Below are 24316 nucleotides of genomic sequence, written 5' to 3' on the forward strand. Positions count from 1 at the left end.
CGAGGGTTCAGCGCGCGGTCCAGCCGCCGTCCACGGGCAGGGAGGTCCCGGTGATGAACGAGCCGTGCGGTCCGCACAGGTAGGCGACCAGCTCGGCCACCTCCTCCGGCTCGATCAGCCGTTTGATCGCGGCGGGGGCCAGCATGATCTGTTCGATCACCTCGTCCCTGCCGATGCCGTGCGTCTCGGCCTGGGCGTTGATCTGGTTCTCCACCAGGGGCGTGCGGACGTAGGCGGGGCTCACGCAGTTGGAGGTGACGCCGTGCGAGGCGCCTTCGAGGGCGATGACCTTGGACAACCCCTCGATGGCATGCTTCGCGGTTACGTACGCCGATTTGTACGGCGAGGCGCGGAGCCCGTGAACCGACGAGATGTTGACGACACGGCCCCATCCTCGCTCGTACATCCCCGGCAGAACCGCCCGGACCAGCAGGAACGGCGCCTCCACCATGACCTTCACGATCTTGGAGAACACCTCCGGGGGAAACTCCTCAATCGGGGCCACGTGCTGGAATCCGGCGTTGTTCACCACGATGTCCACGTCGGCGGGGAGCGCGTCCACGAACCCGGGAACCGACAGGTCCGCGACCACCGGTGTCCCCGAGACCTCCGCGGCCACCTTCGCCGTGGTCTCGGGATCCATGTCGACTACCACCACATGTGCTCCGGCGGCGGCCAGCCGCTGGGCACAGGCACGCCCGATCCCGCTGCCCGCCCCGGTCACCACGGCCCGTCGCCCCGCTAGGTCAATCATGGTGCCGAATCTAGGCAATGACGTGAATCCCGGCCCATGTAGCCGGTCGACACACTCATCTGATCGCTTATGTGGGGAGCCCCCGCCTGGCCGTCCGCTTCCGGGAGACGGGCCGCCCTTCCCGCTTCCGCCGTCGTGGCGGGGCCGCTTTCCCCGGCGCCGCTTTTCCTCGGCGCCGCAGGCCCCTCCGGCGCCGGGATTCGGTCCGCCATATCGAGCGTCGCTCACGGTGCGTGGCGGTCAGAGCGTGACCGGGTAGGTGAGCGCCAGCCGGTCGCCCGAAAGGCCGCGGATGCCCCAGTTGACCATGGGCGCCTCCAGGATCACGATCTCCAGATCCTCCGCCGGGAGGTCGAGGTTCTCCCGGACCCGGGTGAACAGCGTGCGGATGAGGTCACGCTTGGCCTGGTCCGTCCGGCCGAGGAAGCAGATGATCTCCACGATGAGATACCGCTCGCTCCGCTGCGGACAGACCAGGTCCTCGGCGTCCATCAGCAGGAACCGGTGGAACCGCTTGTCCTCGGGGAGCTGCCACGCCTCGACCAGGCAGCCGTGCACGGTGTCGGAGATCTCCTCTCGCAGGCCGGACCAGACGTCGCGGCGGCCGTAGAACTTGATCTGGGTCATGTCTCGAAGCCTTCCCGTATTCGATCTACGAAGGCGGGCGGGTCATGGACAGCACGTCGAGGAGGGCGTCGAGCTGCTCCTCCGTGAGGGTGCCGTTGGCGACGTGCCCGCGTTCGATGACGACCTCGCGGATGGTCTTGCGCTCCGCCAGAGCCTGTTTGGCGATCTTAGCGGCCTCCTCGTAGCCGACGTGGGTGTTGAGCGGGGTGACGATCGAGGGTGAGGACTCGGCGTACTCACGCATGTGGTCGGCGTTGGCGGTGATGCCGTGCACGCACCGGTCGGCCAGCAGCCGGGAGACGTTGGCCAGCAGCCGGATGGACTCCAGGACGTTGCGCGCGATGACCGGGAGCATCACGTTGAGCTCGAAGGTGCCCGAGGCTCCGGAGAAGGCGATGGTCGCGTCGTTCCCGATGACCTGGGCGGCGACCATGCACACGGCCTCGGGGACGACCGGGTTGACCTTGCCGGGCATGATCGAGGACCCCGGCTGGAGGTCGGGCAGGTTGATCTCGCCCAGCCCCGTGCGGGGTCCGGACCCCATCCAGCGAAGGTCGTTGGCGATCTTGTTGAGTGAGATCGCGGTCGTACGGAGATGGCCGGAGAGCTCCACCACGGCGTCCCGGGCGCCCTGGGCCTCGAAGTGATCGGGAGCCTCGGAGAACGGCAGCCCGGTGGCCTCTCGAAGCCTTTCGATGACCTTGGGGGCGAAGCCGGGGGGGGTGTTGATGCCGGTGCCGACCGCCGTGCCTCCCAGCGGGAGCTGGGAGAGGTGGGGGAGCGAGCTCCGCACCCGGGAGACCGCGTTCTCGATCTGAGTGGCGTAGCCGCCGAACTCCTGGCCCAGGGTGACCGGGGTGGCGTCCATCAGATGGGTACGGCCCGCCTTGACCACCCCCTCGAACTGGAGCGACTTCTCCCGCAGCGCGGTGGCCAGGTGCCGCAGCGACGGGATGAGGTGGTAGGTCACCTCGGTCGCGGCGGCGACGTGGATGGAGGTGGGGAAGACGTCGTTGGAGGACTGCGAGGCGTTGACGTGGTCGTTGGGATGGACGGGACGGCCCAGCCGCTCCTCGGCGAGGGTGGCGATCACCTCGTTGGCGTTCATGTTGGAGGAGGTGCCCGACCCGGTCTGGAAGACGTCGATGGGGAATTCGCCGTCCCACTCGTTCTCCGCGACGTCGGTGGCGGCCTCGGCGATCGCCTGGGCCAGCTCCTTGTCGAGCACCCCCAGCTCGGCGTTGACCTCGGCGGCGATCGCCTTGATCAGGCCGAGGGCGGAGATGTGCGGACTTTCCAGCCCGCGCCCGGAGACCGGGAAGTTCTCCACCGCCCTCTGGGTCTGCGCTCGCCACTTCGCGTCCGCCGGGACTCGTACCTCGCCCATCGAGTCGTGCTCGATCCGATACTCGCTCATGAATCCAGTCTGCGTCCTGCGGGAGGAAACAAACCGGCATCCGGTCATCGGGTCGCCGCCACGATCACACGCCCAGGGTGAAACCGTCGCCACGATCACGCGCGCCGGGTGAAGAGCGCCGCCACGATCACGTGCGCCGGGTGAAGGCGGTTGCCGCGATCACGGGTCGCCCTCGCGACCACGATCGCTACGTGAAGGTGGCCATGACCAGAATCATGATCACGAACAGGGCGACCACCGCCACGCCCATGAGGACGAACACGCCGGTCCGGTTCTTCTGCGAGGAGGGATTCGGCTCCCCTTGACCGCGATTGTCCGGCGGACCTCCGTGACTCGCGATCGCGAACAGGTCGGTTCCCAGCCCGGGGTGTGGCGGAAGGTTCCCGCCGGGCGCGCCCGGCGGCGTCCCAGGCCCCTGAGGTCCCGGGGCGTGAGGCATCTGTCCCGGCGCGGTCGGGAACCCGTGCGGGGGTGTGTTCGTCAGGTCCGGCCTCCCCGCCGGGGGGAATCCATGCGGCCCGGCGGCCGGCGGCCACTGCCCCGAGCCCTCCGGAGGCCGCTGAGGATAGGCGTCGGGTGGTCCCGGCCGCCTGGCGACGGGCGTGCCGAGCCCGGAGGGGCCGGCCGGGCCCTGCCGCCCCGCGACGGGCGCGCCGGCTGAGGGGGCGGGCGGACTCTGCGGCCCCGACGGCGGTCTTTCCTGCCCCGGGGGAAGCGGTCTCTCCGGCCATCCGGTCGCCGGAGGGCCGGTCGGCGGGGGCGGCGCGGCGGCAGGGGGGACGGGAGGCTCGGCGGGGGCCGGGGTGCTGCCGGGGATGCGGAGGCCGCCCTTGGGACGGATGACCAGCATGGTGCGGTCGGCGTCGTACTCGTCGTCCGCCGAGGTCGTCGTCCTGGGAGCCGGAGCCGGAGCCGGAGGCGGGGCGGGGGACGGGGTGGCCGGCGTCGAATCCGCCAGGTGCGAGGGGGTGTCGGCCACGGCCCGGAGGATCGCACTCGCCTGGGCGGCTGTCAGCCGCGTCTTGTAGTCCCTGTTCAGGAGCTGCTCCAGCACTGGTCGGAGCGGTCCAGCCTGGGTCGGGGTGTCGACCTGCTCGCTCATCAGCGCGGCCAGGGTCTCGGACACCGAGGAGCGTTCGTAGGCCGGGCGGCCCTCCACCGCGAAGTACAGGGTGGCTCCCAGCGACCAGAGGTCCGACTCGGGCCCGGTGTGCTCGCCGCGAGCCCGCTCGGGCGCCGTGTATCCGGGGGAGCCGATCACCATGCCGGTCCTGGTGAGACTCGTGTCGCCCACGGCCTTGGCGATGCCGAAGTCGGTGAGCACCACCCGGCCGCTCTCGGTGATCAGCACGTTGCCGGGTTTGACGTCGCGGTGGAGTACGCCCTGGGCGTGGGCCGCCCGCAGCGCCCCCAGAAGATCTACCCCGATTTCGGCGACCAGCCGGGGCGGCAGCGGCCCTTCCTCCTCGATCACGCGTTCGAGGGAGCGCGCCTGAACCAGCTCCATGATGATCCAGGGGCTGCCGTCCTCGACGATCGCGTCGTGGATCGTGGCCACGGAGGGATGACTGATGCGGGCGGCCATCCGACCCTCACGGATCATGCGTTCCCGGAGTTCGGTGCGCTGAGCCTCGCTGAGACCGGGCTCCTGGCGGATTTCCTTGATCGCGACCTCGCGCCCCAGGGAACGATCGTGAGCACGCCAAACAGTGCCCATCGTGCCCCGACCGAGCGGCGAGATCAACTCGTATCGGTCTGCGAGTACGCGCATCTGCTGTTCCGGCATGAGAAGAAGATAGCCATTTCTCCTTGAAAAGCGCTTTACCCCCGCTTGCGAAGCTCTCTGGGCCACAGAAGACGAGGCAGCGCCAACCTGATAAAGGATGCCACAAAACGGATGAACGGCCTCTTGATGGGAGGTTCTTGCATCGTCTTGCGGTGTACGCCCTCGCCCGGGCGGCGTTGCCCCCGTGGATGGACCGGGGTTGGGCCGGATCGCGAATGCGGTAACGGAGCCGGTATCGGCGGGGAGCCGACCCGGTGCAGCCCGCGGTGCTGCGAGCGTCGGCCGAACGAGGGCACGGTGATCGTCGAAGCGTTCCGGACGGTCCTGCTCACGGGCGCGGTGAGCTGCTCCTCGACCGTTCCACCCGCCGCCACCCGGGCGAGCATCAGGGAGGCGCGCACCGCGTCGAGCCGGGTCTCCGGGTCGATCCTGAGAAGACCCTGCAGCACCGGGGTCAGGGGTCCCGCCTTCTCCATCGGAATCGGCTCGCCGCTGGTCAGCGCGGCCAGCGCGGCGGCAGCCGTACGGCGTCCGTGCAGGCCCCGGCCCTCGACGGCGCTGTAGAGGGTCGCGCCGAGCGACCACAGGTCGGCGGCGGAGTTGGCCTTGGCGCCGAGCACGCGCTCGGGGGCGATGTATCCGGCGGAGCCGAGCACGATGCCCGCCTGGGTGATCGACACGTCGCCCTCAAGGGCGGCGAGGCCGAAGTCGGTGAGCACCGTCCGGTCGTCGGTCACCAGGACGTTGCTGGGCTTCACGTCGCGATGCAGGATCCCCTTGGCGTGCACGGCGCGCAGCGCGCCCAGGACGTGCCATCCGATCTCCGCCACCCGGCGCGGCGGCAACGGGCCCTCGTCCTGAAGGAGTTGCTCCAGGGATCGGGCACGGAGCAGCTCCATCACGATCCAGGGGCGCTCGTCCTCGGTGACGACATCGAAGACGGTGATGACCGAGGGGTGGGCGACCATCGCGGTGGCCCGGCCCTCACGCTCGGTCCTGGCGCACAGCTCGGCACGCAGATCCTCGTCGAGGATCAAGGGCAGTCGTACCTCCTTGACCGCCACCTCGCGGTCGAGCAGCTCGTCGTGTGCTCGCCACACGGTGCCCATGCCGCCGCGCCCAACCGGCTCTGACAGCCGATAGCGCGCTGCTAGGAGGTATCCGGGCGGCGCACGCATGTGGTGCAGCTTACCGATTTGCGTAATGAGACCAGTAGAGACCGGGCCGAATATTCTTGCCAACTTCGGTCAGATTCTCATGCTCGTAACTGTTGAGACACGCTGAGTGACATTCGTCGGGTTGGTCAGACCCTACAGCCCTTTCGCGTGGCCGGGGCGGGCATCGCGATACAGGCGGTTATGTACGCCTTTCGGCTGTCGAGGACGGCCGTGCGCCCCGCGCGGGAGGCGTGCCACCCCGGCTCAGGCCGGGATCCGGGGCGGACGCGGGGTGGCTCGACATCGCTCGGACGGGTGGCGGACAATATTGGATAACGCTGGAAGGACTGCCGGCCGAAATGACTCTGTTCCCGGATGGCGAGGGGACGGGAGGATTATGGGAAACGGCGACCGGTCTTCTCTGCACGTCACCCTTCTGGGGGGTTTCCGGCTGTTCGCCGGAAGCGACCAGATGACACTCTCCGGCGGATCCGAGCGCCTCCTGGCCTTCACCGCCCTCTGCGGCCAGGCCGTTCCCCGGAACCTGATAGCCGGAACCCTCTGGCCCGACACATCCGAGCAGCGTGCGTATTCGAGCCTGCGGTCGGCGCTGGCGCGACTCGACGGCGTCGGGCGGAAGATCCTCGACGTCGGCGCCACCGAGATACGGCTGTCGCCCGAGGTGCGCGTGGATCTCCACGGAGCCCGGGCGCTGGCCCGCCGGGTCCTCGATCCCGCCGTGATGACCGAGGAGGAGGATCTCAGCGCGAAGGCCGTCGAGGCGCTGTCGGGCGGCCTGTTGCCCGGCTGGTACGACGGCTGGGTCCTCGCCGAGGCGGAAGAGTGGCAGCAACTGCGCCTGCACGCCCTGGAGGCGCTGACCGCCGACTTCATCATGGCGGGCCGGTTCGCCGACGCGGTCTCCGCCGCCGGCGTCGCCGTACGGGCCGAGCCGCTGCGCGAGAGCGCCTGCGCCGCGCTCATCAGGGCCCATCTCGCCGAGGGAAACCAGGCCGAGGCGTTGCGGCACTTCAAGCGTTACGAGCGGCACCTGCACGAGGAGCTCGCTCTTCGGCCGACGCCTCAACTGCGCGAACTTCTCGCCGAACTTCACGGGGCCCTGGGCCGGTGACGGCCCGGTCCCGGCGGGACCGGGAACCCGGGGTCACGCCCGTGTCACGCCGGCATCGCGGCGGGGTGACACGGGGCTGGTCACGATGGCCTTAGCGCGGGGTGCCCACCCGGACGGCGGACGACCGCCGCAGGCAGTCCTCGCTGAAGGATCTGGAAGGAGACGGGAATGTACAACAAGAAACGCCTGATGCTGGTCGGTCCGGCGCTCCTGACCGCCTTCGCGTTCGGGCCGGTCGCGGCCGCGGAGGCCGTGACCGCTCCCGGACCCGCGAGAACGACGGCGGCCAGCGTGATGGAGAACGCGACGGCGGTCATCGCGACCTCGGAGAAACCTCCGAGAAAGAGAAGAGAGTACAACAGGGGTTACCAGACGGGATTCCCCGAGGGCAGGGCCGACTGCAGGGCGAACAGGTCCTACGACCTCTCCCAGAGCGGTGGCGGGCGCTTCAACAACGGGTACCGGGACGGCTACACCCGGGGCTTCCACAGCTGTACGCCGGTCAAGATGGAGAAGCCGGCCGAGAAGCCCGCGGAGAAGCCGGCCGAGAAGCCGGCCGAGAAGCCGGCAGGCGGAGGAGCCGGAGGCTGAGAAGACCGGAGAGCGGGGCCGAGCCGCGGAGGCGAACGCCCCGAGCCACGGGCATCCGCGGTGGACGGATGCCGTGGCGGCCGAAAGGCCGGCCGGATCGCCCTCTCATCGGATCCGGCCCCATCTCCCCATCGCAGCGGCACCGGCCGTACGGCGGGGAGATGGACCTGCCGGGGAGCGCCGGGAAGGCGGCCTGGGGTTACCTGCGGCCGATGGACAGGACGGGGCCGGTTTTGTCGGTGAAGAAGTCTTCGCCCTTGTCGTCGACCACGATGAAGGCGGGGAAGTCCTCGACCTCGATCTTCCAGACGGCCTCCATGCCGAGTTCCGGGTATTCCAGGACCTCGACCTTCCTGATGCAGTCTTGGGCGAGGCGGGCGGCGGGTCCGCCGATGGAGCCGAGGTAGAAGCCGCCGTGGGCCTGGCAGGCGTCGGTGACCTGCTTGGAACGGTTGCCCTTGGCGAGCATGATCTTGGAACCGCCGGCGGCCTGGAAGCGCTCGACGTAGGAGTCCATGCGTCCGGCGGTGGTCGGGCCGAAGGAACCGGAGGCGTAGCCCTCGGGGGTCTTGGCGGGACCCGCGTAGTAGACCGCGTGGTCCTTGAGGTACTGCGGCATCTCGCCGCCGGCGTCCAGGAGCTCGCCGATCTTGGCGTGGGCGATGTCGCGGGCGACCACGAGCGGTCCTGTCAGTGACAGGCGAGTCTTGACCGGGTACTTGGTGAGTTCGGAGAGGATCTCCTGCATCGGACGGTTGAGGTCGATCTTCACGACGTCGTCCGACAGGTGCTCGTCCGTGGTCTCCGGAAGGAACTTCGCCGGGTCGGTCTCCAGCTGCTCCAGGAAGATCCCCTCTGGGGTGATCTTGGCCAGGGCCTGGCGGTCGGCGCTGCAGGAGACCGCGATGGCGACGGGGCACGAGGCGCCGTGGCGGGGCAGGCGGATGACGCGGACGTCGTGGCAGAAGTACTTGCCGCCGAACTGCGCGCCGATGCCGAGCTTCTGGGTGAGCTCGAAGACCTTGGCCTCCAGGTCGCGGTCCCGGAAGCCGTGGCCGGAGGCGGAGCCCTCGGTGGGGATGGTGTCCAGGTAGCGGGCGCTGGCGTACTTGGCCGTCTTCAGGGCGAACTCGGCGGAGGTGCCGCCGACGACGATCGCCAGGTGGTACGGCGGGCAGGCGGCGGTGCCGAGGGAGCGGATCTTCTCCTCCAGGAACTGGAGCATCCGCTTCTCGTTGAGGACCGCCTTGGTCTCCTGGTACAGGAACGACTTGTTGGCGCTGCCGCCGCCCTTGGCCATGAACAGCATCTTGTACTCGTCGGGGTGGCCCGACGGGTCCTCGGCGTAGAGCTCGATCTGGGCGGGAAGGTTGGAGCCGGTGTTCTTCTCCTCCCACATGGTGATCGGGGCCATCTGGGAGTAACGCAGATTCAGCCTGGTGTAGGCGTCGTAGACCCCGCGTGAGATGTGCTCGGCGTCGGCGCCGTCGGTGAGCACGTGGCGGCCGCGCTTGCCCATGACGATCGCGGTGCCGGTGTCCTGGCACATCGGGAGCACGCCGCCCGCCGAGATCGAGGCGTTCTTCAGCAGGTCGAGGGCGACGAAGCGGTCGTTTCCGCTCGACTCGGGGTCATCGATGATCTTGCGGAGCTGGGCGAGGTGGGACGACCTCAGATAATGGGAAATATCGTGAATCGCGGTCTCGGTCAGCAGCCGCAGAGCCTCGGGCTCGACCTCCAGGAACCGGCGTCCCGCAGCCTCGACCACACGCACCCCCTCTGCGCTGATCAGACGGTATTCCGTCTCATCCGGTCCCAGGGGAAGCAGGTCGGTGTAGTCGAACTCGGGCATCGTCTTCGATCCTCCGTGCGGGGCGCCATCTCCGGTCCTCCAAGAGGGTACGGCCTCCCGCCGGGCTCATCCGTCGGACCCTCCCGCCGGGGTCTCCGCCGGGTCCGCCCGCGAGCGTGCCCCCGGCCCGCTCGCCGTGGTCGCGCGCGGGGGAGCCGTGACTCCCGGCCGGGTCCGCCCGCGGGTGCGTCATCCGGCCCGCTCGCCGTGACCGTGTACGGAAGACCCCACGGCCTCACCTGCCCCAGGGGCGTGGGGTGAGATGAGGTGGCAAATCCGTATTTAGTACAAGTGTGGCTCGTTCATGGCGTCCGCTCGCCACATGTGGCCGAAAACACAGAGGAAGCTGAGAGGGAGAGCGGGGTTGAACGCCCGGGGTCGGAGAGCATCATGAACACCGGAAATGCCGTAATGACAAACAATGTCGTCATGTTGGCGATCATCGCGCTCATCGTGGTCGCGGGGCTCGCGGCGTCGCTGATCGCGATCGCGCTCCAGAGCATCAAGAGTGTCGACGGAAAGTGCCCCCATTCACCGGCGAGCTGGCCGGATTCACCGGCGGACCGGCTTCAGGAACGGGCGCGACCGTCGGAGTCGTCGCTGGACGAGCCGCAGGGGAGTGCGAGGCCGCTCGAACCGTCGGAGGACGGGTCGCAGCGGCAGGTGAGCTCGCCGGAGCCGTCGGTGAGCATGCCTCAGCAGCGCGTGAGTTCACCGGAGTCGCCGGTGGACGTGCCCCGGCAGCGGGCGATCCGGTCGCGGTCGCTGCTGAGGGGGAGGCCGCCGCGCTGAGGCCGATGACGATTCCGGTGACCACCAGCGCGGCTCCGGCCAGGTCGGGGACCGAGGGGGCGCCGAGGCCGAGGATCAGCCCGGTGACGATGGCGCCCACCGGGATCAACCCCGCGAACAACCCCGCGGTCTCCGTGCCGAGCCGGGGCAGGGCGTCGTACCAGAGGAAGAACGCCACGGTGGTGACGATCACCGACTGGTAGGCGAGGCCCAGCGCCTCGGACGAGCTCGGCACGCGGAGCATCGCGGTGCCGTCCACGAGCAGGCCGATGACGACCAGCAGCGGTACGGCCAGCGCCGCGGAGTAGGCCGAGACGCGGACCGCGCCCAGCTTGGGCAGGAGCGGGATGGCCAGCAGCGAGAAACAGATCTCGCAGACCAGCGCGACCAGCGACCACAGCAGTCCGGGCAGATCGCCGCTGCCCAGTCCGGTGGCGAGCGTCGCACCGGCCACGACCACCGTCGCGGCCCCGACGATCCGCGGGGTGGGGCGGCCGCCGAGCAGGGCCAGCGCCAGCGGGACGGTGCCGAGCACGGTGCCGACCAGGGCGGGGCCGCTGTGCCGGGTGGCCTCGATCACGGCCACATTGAAGATCACCAGTCCGGTCAGCGACAGCGCGACCAGCAGCGCCGTTTCGCGGGGCGTGAGCCGGACGAACCCGAGCCCCGCGATCCGGGCGACGGCGAACAGGGTGGCGGCGGCGAGGAGATAGCGGAGGGCCTGGCCGCCGTAGACCGGGTAGTCCCCGATGACGCCGGAGACCCCCGCCAGGGTGCCCACCAGAAACATCGCCCCCGCCGCCTGGCTCAGACCGCGGATCTCCACGCGAGGGGTGATTGTGCTGACATTCGTGTTCATGTGGGGAATGCTAGGGAGGTAATGGTTCCCTTATCGGGTCCAATGGAGCGGCGAAACAGAGGACCAATTGGCCGACCTGCACCTCACCGTCGACCGCGCGGCGGGCGGCATCGCCGGCCAGATCGCCCGCGAGCTCCGGCAGGCCGTACGGCGGGGCCGCCTGGCCGCCGGCGTCCGGTTGCCCGCCAGCCGTGAGCTGGCCAGGGATCTCGGGCTGTCTCGCGGAGTGATCGTGGAGGCCTACGAACAGCTCGTCGCCGAGGGGTTCCTGATCTCGCGGATCGGCGCGGGCACCACCGTGGCCCCGGCGGCGGACCGGCTTCCGGGCGACTCCGATGACGGCTCCGCACCGTGCGAGCCGCCCTGCGGCGACCCCGTGCCGTCCGAGCGCAGGCCGCCCCACGGTGATCCGGTGTCACCGGGCGGGCCGTACCCCGGGCGCGGTCCCGCGGGGACCACCCACGAGCCGGACTACACGCATCGTTCCACCTCCCCGGACCTGAGCGCCTTTCCCCGCGAGCGGTGGCTGGCCTCGATGAGGAAGGCGATCACCACTCTGCCCGCCGACGCGCTGGACTACGGCGACCCCGGCGGGATCCGGGAGCTGCGCGAGGAACTGGCGGCCTATCTGAGAAGGGTCCGCGCGGCCGACGTCACCCCGGACAACCTGGTGATCGTGGGCGGGGTGGCCCAGGGGCTGAGCCTGACGGTCCAGGCGCTCGCCGGGCGGCTTCCCCGGGGCCGGACGGGCCACGACCTCGCCTGGTTCGTCGACCCGGCCACGCCACAGGTGCCGTCTCCCGGCCGGATCCGGCTGGCGGTCGAGGACCCCGTCAGCTCGCGCCAGCTTCCGATCCTCCGCGCCGCGGGCGCCGAGTTGGTCGCGGTCCCCGTGGACGGGGAGGGCATCGACGTCGAGGCCCTCGCGAAGACCGGGGCGCAGGCGGTGCTCCTCACCCCCGCGCACCAGTACCCCACGGGGGTCGTGCTCTCTCCCTGCCGCCGTGCCGAGCTGATCGAGTGGGCCACCGAGACCGGTGCGACGATCCTGGAGGACGACTACGACGCGGAGTTCCGCTTCGACCGAGACCCGGTGGGCTGCCTGCAGGGGCTCGCCCCCGACCGGGTGACGCTGGCCGGGAGCGTCAGCAAGTCCCTGGCTCCGGGGCTCCGGCTGGGGTGGGTGGTCGCTCCGCTCGGGGTCGCGGAGTCGGTACGGCAGGCCCGCGGTGAGCTGGATCTCGGCTCGCCGGTCCTGGAGCAGTACGCCCTGGCGGACTTCATCAGGACCGGCGGCTACGACCGGAACCTGAGGAGGATGCGCCGGGAGTACCGCATTCGGCGTGACGGCCTCGTGAAGGCCCTTGCCGATCACCTTCCCGAGATCACGGTGCACGGTGTCTCCGCCGGGCTGAGCCTGTTCGCGGAGCTGCCGGACGACTGGGACGAGCCGTCCGCCGTCCAGGCGGCCAAGGACTGCGGTCTCGCCGCCGAGCCGGTGGCCCCGATGCGGCACGCCTGGGGGCCACCCGCTCTGGTGATGGGCTTCGCCCGCCTCCCCGTCCACCACACCGACGAGGTCATCCGGAACTTCGCGAACAATCTGCCACGTCGAGCGCATTGATAGATCGTCCGAATGTCCTGACAAATTCTTGACGACTCCAGTCGATTCGCTTAGAACTGAAGACCAGCCGCTTTCTCCCGCGGAGGCATCATGCGCATTGGTCTGCTGGGGCTCGGCCGGATCGAGGCGTTCCACGCCGCGCATCCCTGGGTAGGTGAGCTCTTCCGGCACGAAGGACGTCCGATTCGCGTGGAGGAGGGGTTTCGTTGAAGACGGCCGGTGCACCGATTTCCTGGGGGGTGTGCGAGGTTCCCGACTGGGGCCCGCAGCTCGATCGTTCCCGCGTGCTGGCGGAGATGGCGGAGCTGGGCCTGACGGCCACCGAGCTGGGTCCGGAGGGGTTTCTGCCGCCCTCGCCGACGCGCTGCCGCTCCCTGCTGGAGAAGTACGGCCTGCGCGCGGTCGGGGGATTCGTACCCGTGGTGTTGCACGAGCCGGGATGGGACCCGCTGCCGGTGGTCCGGGCGGCCATGCGCGCCTTCAGGGACGGCGACGTGGAGGTGGTCGTGCTGGCCGCGTCCACCGGGGGCGAGAACTACGACGACAAACCGGCCCTGGACGCGCGCGGCTGGAAGACCCTGCTGGGAAACCTGCGCCTGATCCTCAAGGACGTCAGGGAGTTCGGCCGCACCGTCACCCTGCACCCGCACGTCGGGACCATGGTGGAGAGCCGCGACGAGGTGCACCGGGTGCTCGACGGCAGCGCGATGCCGCTCTGCCTGGACACCGGTCACCTGCTCATCGGCGGCACCGACCCCGGTGAGCTGGTCACCCGAGCCGCCAAGCGGATCGCGCACGTTCACCTCAAGGACGTGGACACCGCACTCGCCGAGCGGGTCGGAAGGGGCGAGCTGACCTACACCGAGGCGGTCAGGGCGGGGGTCTACCGTCCGCTCGGCCGGGGCGACGTGGACATCGCGGGGATCGTCGCGGGCCTGACGGAGGCCGGATACCAGGGGTGGTACGTCATGGAGCAGGACGTCATCCTCGGTTCGGAGGACGCCGACCCGAAGGAGCACGTCCGCGAGAGCCTGGCCTACCTGCGAGGGCTCGCGCCGGGCGGCCGATCGGCCCCCGGGTTCCGATGACGAAGGGTTCGCCATGAGACTCACGGTGGCACAGGCGCTCATACGCTTCCTCGGCAACCAGTGGTCGGAGCGTGACGGTGTCGAACAGCGGCTGGTGGCGGGGTGCCTCGGCATCTTCGGCCACGGCAACGTGGCCGGGATCGGGCAGGCCCTGGCCGAGCAGGGAGCCGGCACCCAGGCGGCGCTGCCGTACTATCTGGCCCGCAACGAGCAGGCCATGGTCCACACCGCGGTCGGCTACGCGCGGGCACTGAACAGGATGTCCACCTTCGCCTGCACCACCTCGATCGGCCCCGGCGCCACCAACCTGGTCACCGGCGCGGCACTGGCCACGATCAACCGGATTCCGGTGCTGCTGCTCCCCGGAGACGTCTTCGCCACCCGGGTCGCCAACCCGGTGCTGCAGGAGCTGGAGGATCCGCGTTCCTACGACGTGAGCGTCAACGACTGCCTGCGCCCGGTCTCCCGGTTCTTCGACCGGATCAACCGTCCCGAGCAGCTTCCCTCGGCGCTGCTGGCGGCGATGCGGGTGCTGACCGATCCCGCCGAGACCGGGGCGGTCACCCTGGCGTTGCCCCAGGACGTGCAGGCGGAGGCGTGGGACTGGCCCGAGGAGCTGTTCGCCCGCAGGGTGTGGCACGTGGCCCGGCCGGTGCCCGAACCGGCCGCGCTGGCACGGGCGCTGGAGCTCGTCGGACGGTCGCGGCGGCCGCTGATCGTGGCCGGGGGCGGGGTGGTCTACAGCGAGGCGTGGGAGGCGCTGGCCGCCTTCTCCGCCAGGCACGGCGTTCCGGTCGCGGAGACCCAGGCGGGCAAGGGGACCGTGCCGTACGACCACCCCTGTGCGGTCGGCGCGATCGGGCACACCGGCACCGCCGCCGCCAACGACCTGGCCCGCGACGCCGACCTGGTCATCGGTGTCGGCACCCGCTACAGCGACTTCACCACCGCCTCCCGGACCCTCTTCGGCGGCGCGCGGTTCCTCAACGTCAACATCACGGCCTTCGACGCGGCCAAGCACTCCGCCGAGATGCTCGTCGCCGACGCCCGCGAGGCACTGCGCGTCCTGGACCCCGGCGACTGGACCGCCGAGCCCGACTGGACCGACAGGGCCGCGCGGCTGACCCACGCCTGGCAGGAGCAGGTCTCCCTGGTGACCACGGGAGACGCGCTGACGCAGCCGGTGGTGCTCGGCATGCTCAACGAGGTGGCCAGGCCGACGGACGTGGTGGTCAACGCGGCCGGGTCGATGCCCGGCGACCTGCACAAGCTGTGGCGGGCCATCGACCCCAGGTCCTACCACGTGGAGTACGGCTACTCCTGCATGGGCTACGAGATCGCCGGGGGGCTCGGCGTGAAGCTCGCCCGGCCCGAGCACGAGGTGTTCGTGCTGGTCGGCGACGGGTCCTACCTGATGATGGCCCAGGAGATCGCCACCGCCGTGCAGGAGAGCGTCAAGCTCGTCGTGGTGCTGGTCGACAACCACGGCTTCGCCTCCATCGGCGGCCTGTCGGAGTCGGTCGGCGCCCGGCGCCTCGGTACGGCCTACCGGATGCGCGGGGCGGGAGGCGAGCTGGACGGCGCCTTCCTCCCGGTGGACCTGGCCGCCAACGCGGCCAGCCTGGGCGCCGACGTGCTCCACGCCGACGGTCCCGAGTCACTGCGGGTGGCGCTGACCAAGGCCCGCGAGTCCGCCAGGATCACCGTCGTCCACGTCGAGACCGTCGCCGGTCCGGGGCCGGACACCACGGCCTGGTGGGACGTCCCCGTGGCCGAGGTGTCGGACCTGCCCGAGGCGAGGCAGGCCCGTCTCGCCTACGACCAGGCCAAACGGGCCCAGCGCCCCTATCTCTGAGGGCTCTGGGCGACGAGCCCGCCCCTGGGCTCGAAGCCCTTGGCCAGCACCACGATCAGGGCCACCAGGACCACGGCGGGCACGAACGCCACCCGCGCGCCCACGGTGTCGTTGAGGGTGCCCACCACGGCGGCGCCGACGAGGAAACCGACGTAGTTGAACAGGTTGACCCGCGCGATCGCCGTCTCCGCCCCGGAGCCGAGGCGGCCCGCGGCCGAGAACGACTGCGGGGCGATGACGGACAGGCCGATGCCGATCAGGCCGAACGACACGACGGCCACGAGGATGCCGGGGGCGACGACGACGCCGAGCGTGCCGACGGCCGCGACCACCGCGCCCACGCGGACGACGGGCGCCGGGCCGTACCTGCGCACCGCGAAGTCACCGGGGACCCGCGCGACGAGCATGGCCGCCTGGTAGACGAGGTAGGCGAAGGGCAGCAGCCAGCCGCTCGCCGACAGGGCCTTCTCCATGTAGACGGTGCTGTAGTTGGAGACCGCCGCGTCGCCGACGTAGAGGAACGCCATCGCCAGGCAGAGAGGGATGATCGGCCGCCACGGCACCCTGGCCGTCGTCTGTACGGCCTGCTCGGTCGCCCGCTCCTCCTCCCGGCTGTAGAGCCGGGGAAGCATGATCACTGAGATCACCACGCCGATCGCCACCGGCACGGAGAACGACCAGGCCAGATCCACCCCGAGCGCGCTGAAAGCGGAGTTGAACCCGGCGCCCAGCATCGAGCCGACGCTCCACACCGCGTGGAAACCGGTCAGCACGCTCATGCCGTACCGGCGCTCGACCGCGACCGCCTGCATGTTCATCGCCGCGTCCACCGCTCCGACGAACAGGCCGAACGCGGCGCTGAGCGCGTACAGCCCGGCGAGCTGGCCGTTCCAGCCCGAGAGGATCACCGTGACGCAGACGCCCACCTGGGAGATCCGCAGGATCGGGCGGCTGCCGTACCTCCCCGCCAGCAGACCGGCGACGGCGCTCCCGACGCCGGCGATCACCGGTACGAGCAGCAGGACCAGGGTGAGGTCGCCGTCGCTCAGTCCGAACCTGTGCTGCAGGTCGATCACATGGGTGAGCAGAGTGGCGAAGCAGAGGCCCTGGACGAAGAACACCGCCCAGGTCGCCACCCGGGCTTGCGTGTCACGTGGGGTCGGCACCACGACCTCCAAGAACATGAGGGGGGTTCAAGTTCTCGTCAGGGTATGGGCGTGGTCTTCGAGGGTCAATGATCGGTTACCTGGTGGTTTCGCCGGAGACCGTCCGTGGAGCCGGAGCAGGCTCATGGGGCCGTCGCCTTGCGTGAACAGGCGGACATGTCGGCGACCTCACGGCACCTCTGAGGCTGGGGCAGGGATTATCGTCAAAGGGTGGACAGTCACTGGCCCCCGGTCGTTCGTAACCACGCCTCCCAGCCCCGTCCCGGCGATCTGCGGGCAGGGGACACCGACCGTGAGCGGGTGGCCGTGGTGCTGGGCGACGCCCTCGCCGACGGGCGGCTGAACCACGAGGAGCACGAGGAACGGCTCGCGGCGCTCTACCGCGCCCGCACCCTGGGAGAGCTCACCGCCTTCACCGCCGACCTGCTCCCGCCCGAGGCCCAGCCGTTGCAGATCGACGTCCAGCCGGTGATGGCGTTCTTCGGCTCGGAGAAGCGCTCGGGACGATGGGTGGTGCCCACCCGGTTCTCCGCCACCGCGATCTGTGCCAACGTCACGCTCGATCTGCGCGAGGCACTGCTCCAGACCAGCCATGTGACCCTCCAGGTCACCGTGATGGCCGGAACCCTCACGCTGATCGTCCCGGAGGGCGTCCGGATCGAGATGCACACCTCCGGCTTCATGGCGGGCAAGACGAACCAGGCCCTGCCCGCCCCCGAGGGGCCGGTCATCGAGGTCACAGGACTCATCACGATGGGCAGCGTCGTCGCCAAGAATCCCAAGCGCCCCCGCCGCTCCTGGTTCCGCCGCTGACCGGCGCCGTCTCGGGCGGTGCCGTCTCAGCTGGCGCTGTCGAAGTTGATCGCGCTGTAGGCGCGCAGCTTCCAGAGCTGGTGCTCGCTCTCGATCTTGCGGATCGTCCCGGAACGGCCCCGCATGACCAGCGAGCTGGTGACGGCGCGTCCACCGCGGTAGCGGACGCCCTGCATGAGCTCACCGTCGGTGATCCCGGTGGCCGCGAAGAACACGTCGTCGGACCTGACCAGGTCGTCGGTGCTCAGCGTGGCGTCGAGGTCGAGGCCCGCGTCCAGCGCCCGGCGGCGTTCGGCGTCGTCCTGAGGCCACAACCTGCCCTGGATGACGCCGCCCAGGCACTTGAGCGCGCAGGCCGCGATGATGCCCTCGGGGGTGCCGCCGACGCCGAGCATCAGGTCCACACCGGTGCCCATGCGGGCCGCCATGATCGCACCGGCCACGTCGCCGTCGGTGATGAGCCTGATCCGCGCGCCGGTCTCCCGGATCTCCCTGATGATCTTCTCGTGACGGGGGCGGTCCAGAACGACCACGGTCACGTCCGAGGGCGCGCCTCCCTTGGCTCGCGCCACCGCGGAGATGTTGTCGGCCACCGGCGCGTTGATGTCCACCGACGAGGCGGCCTCGGGGCCGGTGACCAGCTTGTCCATGTAGAAAACGGCCGACGGGTCGTACATCGAGCCACGCTCGCTGACCGCGATGACCGAGATGCCGTTGGGCATGCCGAGCGCGGTGAGCCGGGTGCCGTCGATCGGGTCCACCGCCACGTCGCACTGGGCGCCGCTGCCGTCACCGACCTGCTCGCCGTTGTAGAGCATCGGCGCGTTGTCCTTCTCGCCCTCGCCGATCACCACCACGCCGTTCATCGACACCGTGTTGATCAATTGGCGCATCGCGTTCACCGCGGCGCCGTCCGCGCCGTTCTTGTCACCGCGCCCTACCCAGCGAGCCCCGGCCATCGCGGCCGCCTCGGTGACGCGGACCAGTTCGAGGGCAAGGTTGCGATCAGGCGCGAGGTCACCCGTTGCGAGCTCGGCGGGAACGGACGTCTGGTCGGAAGTCTGATCGGACATGGTGAGGAACCCCTCTCATGGATTACTCCAACGATCGTAGTTGCCCCCCTCTTACCGGCTGCCGGGGGATAATGTGCCCACCATGAGCAGCGACACCGAACGGCTGGTGACGGGCGTGACTGCACGGATCTCCGAGCGGGGCGCCGCCACACGCGTCGCACTTCTCACGGCGGCCAGGGAGGTCTTCGTCACGAACGGCTTCGCGGAGGCCGGAGTGACCGACGTGGTCTCCCGCGCCGGAGCGAGCGTCGGCAGCCTGTACCACCACTTCTCCGGCAAGGCCGATCTCTACCTGACGCTGTTCGACGAATTCCAGATCCGGCAGACCCAGCGGACCAAGCAGGCGGTCCAGGCGGTCCGGGCCGAGGGCGAGACCGACCCGATGCGGCTGTTCGTCGCCGGGGCCCGCGCCTACCTGGAGGGTTGCCTGGCCGAGCGGGAGATCTCCGCGCTGTTCCTGCGCGGTGACGGGCCGCCGGGGTTCGAGGTCATCATGCGCGACCGGCTGCGCCAGTGGGCCAAGCGCAACGCCGCCCTGTTCGAGGGCGACGAGGGCGCTCTGGTCGTGGTCCTCACCGGTGCGCTCGCCGCGGCCGTCTCCGAGGTCGCCCTGTCCGAAGACGAGGACGCCTCGCGGGTTCTGGTCGAAGACGTGCTGGTCATCATCGGACAGATCCGCCGCCCCTGAGGGCGCTCCCGGTGGTCAGCCCGTGGACGCGCCGGTCGCCAACGGGAAGATCGGCAACCCCTGGGGCCGGCCCGCGCCCCCGTATCGATAGGCTTGACAGTCGTGCAAAAGTTCACTCAGGGTTTCTACGGCTATGTGGTCGCGGTGCTGGTCTGCCTGGGCGGCGTCGGCCTCTTCCTGCTGATCACGCCGCAGAGCAAGACCGAGCACATACCCAGCGTCAACTTCTCGATCGACGTGGCCAACATGCGCCACATGGCGCCCTACCAGGTCTGGTCACCCGAGCCGGTGCCCGCCGGATGGATCCCGACCAGTTCGCAGGCCACGAACCAGAAGGGCGTGGTGACCTGGAGGCTCGGTTTCGCCACCGCCAAGCGCGCCGACGCCGAGCGCTCGCACGTGATGCTCGCCCAGAGCGACGAGAAGCCCGCGGCCGAGTACGCCAACCGGATGGCCAACACCAGCGAGGTCACCGGCAACGTCCAGATCAGCGGTGTGACCTGGCAGCAACGCTTCCGTAAGGACAAGAACCAGCGTTCTCTCGTACGGCTCCTGCCCGGCGTCACGATCGTCGTCACCGGAACCGGCCAGTGGGACGAGTTGTCCGCCCTGGCCGGATCTCTCAAGGAGCGGTCGAAGCTCACTTCTTGATCGGCTCTCCGGCGTCCTCTCGTAGGTGACCCGTCGCCTTCGCGTGGAGCGAACCGGCACCTTCGCCCCGCCCGGCCGGGACTCCGGCGCCGTCCGCGACCCGTTCGGCCCCGACACCGCGAGGAGGACCGGTACGGGAATCAGGGGTGAGCCGGTCGCGTCGTGTCGCCGGCCGCTCGGACGAACTCGCGCAGGCGTCCGCTGGTGTTGGTGGTGAGCCAGATGGGGCCCCAGCGGATGGGTGTGGCGTCGTGGAGGGGAATGTAGGCGATGTCGGGGCGGGGGTAGAAGCGGGCGGCGTGTTCGCCGACGGGGAAGACGCCCTGGCCGGCGGCGATGAGGGCGAGGGCCTCGCCGAAACTCGCCGCGCGGGGGCCCTGGGGGACGGGTGTGCCGTCGGCGGCGCGCGACGGGGTGCGGTCGGTCTGGAACCTGTGCGGGATGTCGGAGGGCACCTGGATGAGGGGATGGTCGGCGAGCGCCGTCACTGATATCGCGTCCTTTCCGGCCAGGACGTGACCGGCCGGGACCGCCAGGAGACGAGGCTCGGACGCCAGCACCGGGCCCGCGGTCAGGCCGGGCTGAGCGGCGAACAGGACGTCGGTGATCTGGACGTCGATGTCGCCGTCGAGCAGCCGGGAGACGGTGTCGTGCCACTGCGTCTCGTGGATGTGCACCTCGCAGTCGGGGTGGCGGGCGGCGAACACCGCGACGGCCTTGAGCAGGAGCTGGCCGGCGAGCGCGCCGAGGAACCCCACTCGCAGCACCCCGGTGACGCCCTTGCCCGCGTCGACCGCCCGCTGGAAGGCGTCCTGAATGCCTTCCACATGCGGCCGCAGGTCGTCGGCCAGCCGGGCGCCCAGCGGGGTCAGCCGGACCTGGCGGCTGGTCCGCTCGAACAGCGGTGCGCCGACCAGCCGCTCCATCTTCTTGATCGTCTGGCTGACCCGTCCCGGGGTGAGCCCCAGGCGCTCGGCCGTGCGGCCGAAGTGCAGTTCGCCGGAGAGCGTGAGGAAGGTCTGGATCTCCTGCTGTTCCAGCACCGCGTCCCCGATCGTTGAGTCCCGCTAATCGCCGCTTCACCGATCACGCGTTGATGCAGGTCAGTCTGCCGCGCCATCGTTGACGACCAGCGACGCATGATAACGAAAGAGGCCGAATGACCGCGAAACGGAAGATCGTGTCCGGGCTGTTCATCTCGCTGGACGGGGTCGTGGGGGCACCGGAAACCTGGCATTTCCCATACCTGAACGAGGAGATGGACGCGGCGGTGGGCACGATGCACGCCGAGGCCGACACCCTGCTCCTGGGCCGGGTGACCTACGAGGCGTTCGCCGCGGTCTGGCCGCACCAGACCGGCGCGCTCGCCGATCGGATCAACGGCCTGCCGAAGGTGGTCGTCTCGACCACCTTGAACAAGGCGGACTGGGCGAACTCGACCCTGCTGGACGGCGACGTCGTCACCGCTCTCACGGAGGCCAAGCGGTGGCCCGGCGGGACCATCAACCTGTCCGGCAGCATCACCTTGACCCGCGCGCTGCTGGAGGCCGGGCTCATCGACGAGCTTCGCCTCCTGGTCCACCCGGTCGTGCTCGGCACCGGACAGCGACTCTTCCCCGAGGGCACCGGCCGGGTGCCGCTCAAGCTCGTCCGGTCCGACACGTTCTCCACCGGCGTCATGGACCTGACCTACCGGCCGGTCTGAACCTCACCCGCATCACCGATCACCATGAACGGAAGACCATGCACGACGTCACCACCCGCAACCTCCCGCTCCCCGGGGCGAATCTGCACTACGAGGTCAGCGGCTCCGGGCCGCTGCTGCTCATGATCCCGGGCGCGCCCGCCGACGCCGGGGCACTGGCCGGACTCGCCGCCGTGCTGTCCGACCGGTACACCGTCGTCGCCTATGACCAGCGCGGCCTGTCCCGCAGTACGCTGACCGGCCCCGCCGCCGACCAGGACGTCGCCGTCTTCGCCGAGGACGCGCACCTGCTGCTCGCCGCGCTCGGCGCAGGACCCGCCTACGTCCTGGGCAACAGCGGCGGCGCGCTCACCGCCCTGGACCTCGCCGCCCGCCACCCCGAGCAGGTCCGGGCCCTGATCGTGCACGAGCCGCCGATCCCCGAGCTCCTGCCCGACCGCGACCACTGGCGGGCCGTGTTCCAGGACGTCCGCGACACCTACGGTGCCGAAGGGCCGGACGCCGCGATGCGGAAGTTCCTCGTCACCGTCGAGGGCGAGGCCGGCGGCCCTCCGCAGATGCCCGACTTCTCCCAAATGCCGCCCGAGATGCTGGCGATGATGGGCCGCATCCAGCAGAACATCGGCTTCTTCCTCGCCCACGTCCTGCTACCCGTGCTGCGTTTCACCCCGGACCTCACCGCGTTCCGCACGGCCGCCACGCGGATCGCCGTCGGTGTCGGGGCCGCCTCACCCGACGGTGTCCCCCTCCGCTGCGCCCACGAGCTCGCCAAGCACCTCGACGTCAAGCCGATCGAGTTCCCCGGCGACCACCAGGGTCTCGCCCTCGACCCCGCCACCAGCGCCGCGATCATCCACGACACCTTCACCCGCATCGCCGGGGAGACGCGACCGTAAGGGTGTAAGGGTCTTCGAGGCGGCGAAGGCCGGCCCTGACGACAGCCACGAGCCTGCTCGCCCCGCGCGTGTCCGACCTGGAAGGCTCGATCACTTTCTCCTCCGAGCTGTTCGGCGCCGAGCCGGCCAGGTGCCGGCTCGGCCACGCCGAGGCCGGCGCCATCGCCGGGCCCTCGCCCAAGCTCGCCCCTGGAAAATTCGGCGCTTCCCCCTTATGGCGATGTTTCCCCTTTTTTTAAGGGTGCTGAGTAAGTAGTTTCTGATGAGGGTCAGAAGAGGGGAGAGCACCATGAAAGCCATCGCTGCCGGTGTGCCGGCGGTGCTGCTTGTCGTGTCACTCGCCGCGGGATGCGGCGGATCCCCGTCGGAGCACGCGCACCACCCGCCGGCGCCGAGCGGCCAGAGCGCCGCGTCCCCGTCCGCGCCCGTGTCCTCGCCCGCGTCGACGAGCATGCCGTCCGGGACCTTCAACGCCACCGACGTCGCCTGGATGCAGCTCATGATCCCGATGGACGAGCAGCTGCTGACCATGCTGGAGCTGGCCCCGAAGCGGACCTCGAACCCCGAGGTCACGCGACTGGCCGAGCGGTTCGCCGCCGATCATCGCGCCGAACTCCTGCGACTGCGCGAGCTGCTGGACCGGTCGGGCGCGCCCACGACCAACGTGCACGAGGGGCACGACATGCCGGGCATGGTCACCGCCGAGGACCTTCGCGTCATCGACCGGACGACGGGCGCGGCGTTCGACCGGCTCTTCGCCAAGAACATGCGCGAGCACCTGGAGCAGGGAGTCCTGCTGTCCCGCGGGGTGCGGGGATCGGGGGCCGATCAAGGCACCAGGGAACTCGCGGGGAGCATCGAGAAGACCCGGGCCGCCCAGCTCGACCGGCTCGACGGGTGAGGGGTCAGGGCGGTCGCCCGCCCTGACCGGCTGGAACTCGATGATCCGAACCTCCCCGGCCGGAACCCGTCCGCCTAGAGAGAAGCGCCTTCCCGGCCGGAAGACAACCCCCTAGAAGGGAGCGTCTCCCAAGGGGTCGGGTTGCCGGCGCTGGGCCATGGCCGCCGCGAGCTTCACCCGGGCACCCTGGAGCCACTCCTCGCAGAGCGCGGCCAGCTTCTCGCCGCGCTCCCAGAGCTCGATCGACTCTTCCAGGGTGAGCCCTCCCGCCTCAAGACGGCGGACCACCTCGGCCAGCTCCTCGCGCGCCTGCTCATATGACGGTGTCTTCTCGGACTTCTCATCGGCCACATCCCCACCCTAGGGTCATAGGCCGACAGGCGCTCCCGTTCGACGGCCTGCGAAACTGCGTGGATGAGTGTTCGTGGCGCGACCCTCCAGGACATCCCCGAGTTGGTCCGCCTCCGTGAGATCCTGGCCGATCGCATGGCCCAGGACGGCAGCTACCCGATCGAGAGCCAGTGGCAGGAGGCGTACGCCGAAAGCCTCAAGGACCGGCTGGACAGCCTCGACACGGCCGTTTACGTGGTGGACGCCTCCGGAGACGGGCTGGCCGCCTGCGGGATGGGCCTCATCTTCGAGCGGTTCCCCGGCCGGGATCTCCCCGACGGCCGCTACGGCTACATCCAGGGCATGACCACCGACCCTCGCCATCGGCGCCGGGGACACAGCCGGTCCATCATGGCCTCGCTCCTGCAGTGGTACCGCGACAGCGGGATCCGCAAGGTGGACCTGCACGCGACGTCCGACGGGGAGCCGCTGTACCGGGAGTTCGGCTTCGTCGACGACGACTACCCCTCCCTCACGTGGCGGGACCTCTCCTGACCGT

General features: G+C 70.0%; 23 protein-coding genes. 12 read left to right on the forward strand and 11 right to left on the reverse strand.

The genetic code is table 11. The features are described from left to right. Positions 1-7: 7 nt before the first annotated feature. The 5 genes from J2853_RS40255 to J2853_RS40275 all read right to left on the reverse strand — a co-directional run bounded on the left by J2853_RS40255 (position 8) and on the right by J2853_RS40275 (position 5762). Positions 8-754, reverse strand: a complete 747-nt coding sequence (locus tag J2853_RS40255) for a 3-hydroxybutyrate dehydrogenase (RefSeq protein ID WP_307566582.1) — start codon at positions 752-754, stop codon at positions 8-10. A 240-nt stretch (positions 755-994) separates the two neighbouring features. Beyond that, positions 995-1381, reverse strand: a complete 387-nt coding sequence (locus J2853_RS40260; RefSeq protein WP_307566584.1) for a tautomerase family protein — start codon at positions 1379-1381, stop codon at positions 995-997. 25 nt (positions 1382-1406) lie between these two features. After that, positions 1407-2798 carry a class II fumarate hydratase gene (locus tag J2853_RS40265; RefSeq protein WP_307566585.1) on the reverse strand — a complete coding sequence of 464 codons (1392 nt, stop codon included), beginning with the start codon at positions 2796-2798 and terminating at the stop codon, positions 1407-1409. A 187-nt stretch (positions 2799-2985) separates the two neighbouring features. After that, positions 2986-4584 (reverse strand): serine/threonine-protein kinase, encoded by a 1599-nt coding sequence (locus J2853_RS40270; protein WP_307566586.1) that lies wholly within the window; start codon positions 4582-4584, stop codon positions 2986-2988. A 35-nt stretch (positions 4585-4619) separates the two neighbouring features. Then, the gene (locus J2853_RS40275; RefSeq protein ID WP_307566588.1) at positions 4620-5762 is read right to left on the reverse strand and encodes a serine/threonine-protein kinase; all 1143 of its coding nucleotides are present in this window, start codon (positions 5760-5762) and stop codon (positions 4620-4622) included. 376 nt (positions 5763-6138) lie between these two features. Here J2853_RS40275 and J2853_RS40280 point away from each other — a divergent pair, with 376 nt between their 5' ends. Together J2853_RS40280 and J2853_RS40285 are read left to right on the forward strand one after the other, a co-directional pair. After that, entirely contained in the window at positions 6139-6873 is a 735-nt protein-coding gene (locus tag J2853_RS40280; protein ID WP_307566589.1) for an AfsR/SARP family transcriptional regulator, read from the forward strand. 168 nt (positions 6874-7041) lie between these two features. Beyond that, a complete protein-coding gene (locus tag J2853_RS40285; protein ID WP_307566590.1) occupies positions 7042-7464 on the forward strand; it encodes a hypothetical protein in 423 nt (140 codons plus the stop codon). A gap of 199 nt (positions 7465-7663) precedes the next feature. Here the strand turns inward: J2853_RS40285 and J2853_RS40290 are convergent, their stop codons facing one another. Further along, positions 7664-9316 (reverse strand): fumarate hydratase, encoded by a 1653-nt coding sequence (locus J2853_RS40290; RefSeq protein ID WP_307566594.1) that lies wholly within the window; start codon positions 9314-9316, stop codon positions 7664-7666. Positions 9317-9818: 502 nt separating this feature from the next. Then, the gene (locus J2853_RS40295; protein WP_307566595.1) at positions 9819-10967 is read right to left on the reverse strand and encodes a DMT family transporter; all 1149 of its coding nucleotides are present in this window, start codon (positions 10965-10967) and stop codon (positions 9819-9821) included. 67 nt (positions 10968-11034) lie between these two features. Here J2853_RS40295 and pdxR point away from each other — a divergent pair, with 67 nt between their 5' ends. From pdxR to iolD, 3 genes are all read left to right on the forward strand, one after another. Then, positions 11035-12591 (forward strand): MocR-like pyridoxine biosynthesis transcription factor PdxR, encoded by a 1557-nt coding sequence (gene pdxR, locus J2853_RS40300; RefSeq protein ID WP_307566597.1) that lies wholly within the window; start codon positions 11035-11037, stop codon positions 12589-12591. Positions 12592-12797: 206 nt separating this feature from the next. Next, complete coding sequence (locus J2853_RS40305) at positions 12798-13679, forward strand: TIM barrel protein (RefSeq protein ID WP_307566599.1); 882 nt, start codon at positions 12798-12800, stop codon at positions 13677-13679. Between the two features lie 13 nt (positions 13680-13692). Next, on the forward strand, positions 13693-15534 hold the full coding sequence (gene iolD / locus J2853_RS40310) for a 3D-(3,5/4)-trihydroxycyclohexane-1,2-dione acylhydrolase (decyclizing) (protein ID WP_307566602.1): 1842 nt from the start codon (positions 13693-13695) through the stop codon (positions 15532-15534). Here the strand turns inward: iolD and J2853_RS40315 are convergent. Beyond that, positions 15525-16700 carry an MFS transporter gene (locus J2853_RS40315; RefSeq protein WP_307566604.1) on the reverse strand — a complete coding sequence of 392 codons (1176 nt, stop codon included), beginning with the start codon at positions 16698-16700 and terminating at the stop codon, positions 15525-15527. The genes iolD and J2853_RS40315 overlap by 10 nt on opposite strands. A gap of 210 nt (positions 16701-16910) precedes the next feature. Here J2853_RS40315 and J2853_RS40320 point away from each other — a divergent pair, with 210 nt between their 5' ends. Next, entirely contained in the window at positions 16911-17513 is a 603-nt protein-coding gene (locus tag J2853_RS40320) for a DUF1707 SHOCT-like domain-containing protein (protein ID WP_307566606.1), read from the forward strand. A gap of 26 nt (positions 17514-17539) precedes the next feature. On the opposite strand, the gene glpX is transcribed toward J2853_RS40320, so the two are convergent. Next, complete coding sequence (glpX, locus tag J2853_RS40325; RefSeq protein WP_307566608.1) at positions 17540-18586, reverse strand: class II fructose-bisphosphatase; 1047 nt, start codon at positions 18584-18586, stop codon at positions 17540-17542. Between the two features lie 82 nt (positions 18587-18668). Here glpX and J2853_RS40330 point away from each other — a divergent pair, with 82 nt between their 5' ends. Together J2853_RS40330 and J2853_RS40335 are read left to right on the forward strand one after the other, a co-directional pair. Beyond that, positions 18669-19274, forward strand: coding sequence for a TetR/AcrR family transcriptional regulator (locus tag J2853_RS40330; protein ID WP_307566609.1), 606 nt, complete (start codon positions 18669-18671; stop codon positions 19272-19274). A 102-nt stretch (positions 19275-19376) separates the two neighbouring features. Continuing rightward, complete coding sequence (locus J2853_RS40335; RefSeq protein ID WP_307566610.1) at positions 19377-19925, forward strand: DUF4245 domain-containing protein; 549 nt, start codon at positions 19377-19379, stop codon at positions 19923-19925. A gap of 140 nt (positions 19926-20065) precedes the next feature. Here the strand turns inward: J2853_RS40335 and J2853_RS40340 are convergent, their stop codons facing one another. Then, positions 20066-20968 carry a LysR family transcriptional regulator gene (locus tag J2853_RS40340; RefSeq protein ID WP_307566612.1) on the reverse strand — a complete coding sequence of 301 codons (903 nt, stop codon included), beginning with the start codon at positions 20966-20968 and terminating at the stop codon, positions 20066-20068. Positions 20969-21084: 116 nt separating this feature from the next. On the opposite strand from J2853_RS40340, the gene J2853_RS40345 reads away from it, so the two are divergent. The 3 genes from J2853_RS40345 (at position 21085) to J2853_RS40355 (ending at position 23427) form a co-directional block, all read left to right on the forward strand. Beyond that, positions 21085-21630 (forward strand): dihydrofolate reductase family protein, encoded by a 546-nt coding sequence (locus J2853_RS40345; protein ID WP_307566613.1) that lies wholly within the window; start codon positions 21085-21087, stop codon positions 21628-21630. Positions 21631-21668: 38 nt separating this feature from the next. Next, on the forward strand, positions 21669-22526 hold the full coding sequence (locus J2853_RS40350; RefSeq protein WP_307566616.1) for an alpha/beta fold hydrolase: 858 nt from the start codon (positions 21669-21671) through the stop codon (positions 22524-22526). A gap of 289 nt (positions 22527-22815) precedes the next feature. Beyond that, a complete protein-coding gene (locus J2853_RS40355; RefSeq protein ID WP_307566617.1) occupies positions 22816-23427 on the forward strand; it encodes a DUF305 domain-containing protein in 612 nt (203 codons plus the stop codon). A gap of 111 nt (positions 23428-23538) precedes the next feature. On the opposite strand, the gene J2853_RS40360 is transcribed toward J2853_RS40355, so the two are convergent. Beyond that, on the reverse strand, positions 23539-23778 hold the full coding sequence (locus tag J2853_RS40360) for an exodeoxyribonuclease VII small subunit (protein WP_307566619.1): 240 nt from the start codon (positions 23776-23778) through the stop codon (positions 23539-23541). A gap of 63 nt (positions 23779-23841) precedes the next feature. Between J2853_RS40360 and J2853_RS40365 the strand changes: the two genes are divergently transcribed. Further along, a complete protein-coding gene (locus J2853_RS40365) occupies positions 23842-24312 on the forward strand; it encodes a GNAT family N-acetyltransferase (RefSeq protein ID WP_307566620.1) in 471 nt (156 codons plus the stop codon). The last annotated feature ends 4 nt before the right edge of the window (positions 24313-24316 follow it).

Origin of the sequence: Streptosporangium lutulentum (assembly GCF_030811455.1) — a bacterium.
GTDB classification, from domain to species: domain Bacteria; phylum Actinomycetota; class Actinomycetes; order Streptosporangiales; family Streptosporangiaceae; genus Streptosporangium; species Streptosporangium lutulentum.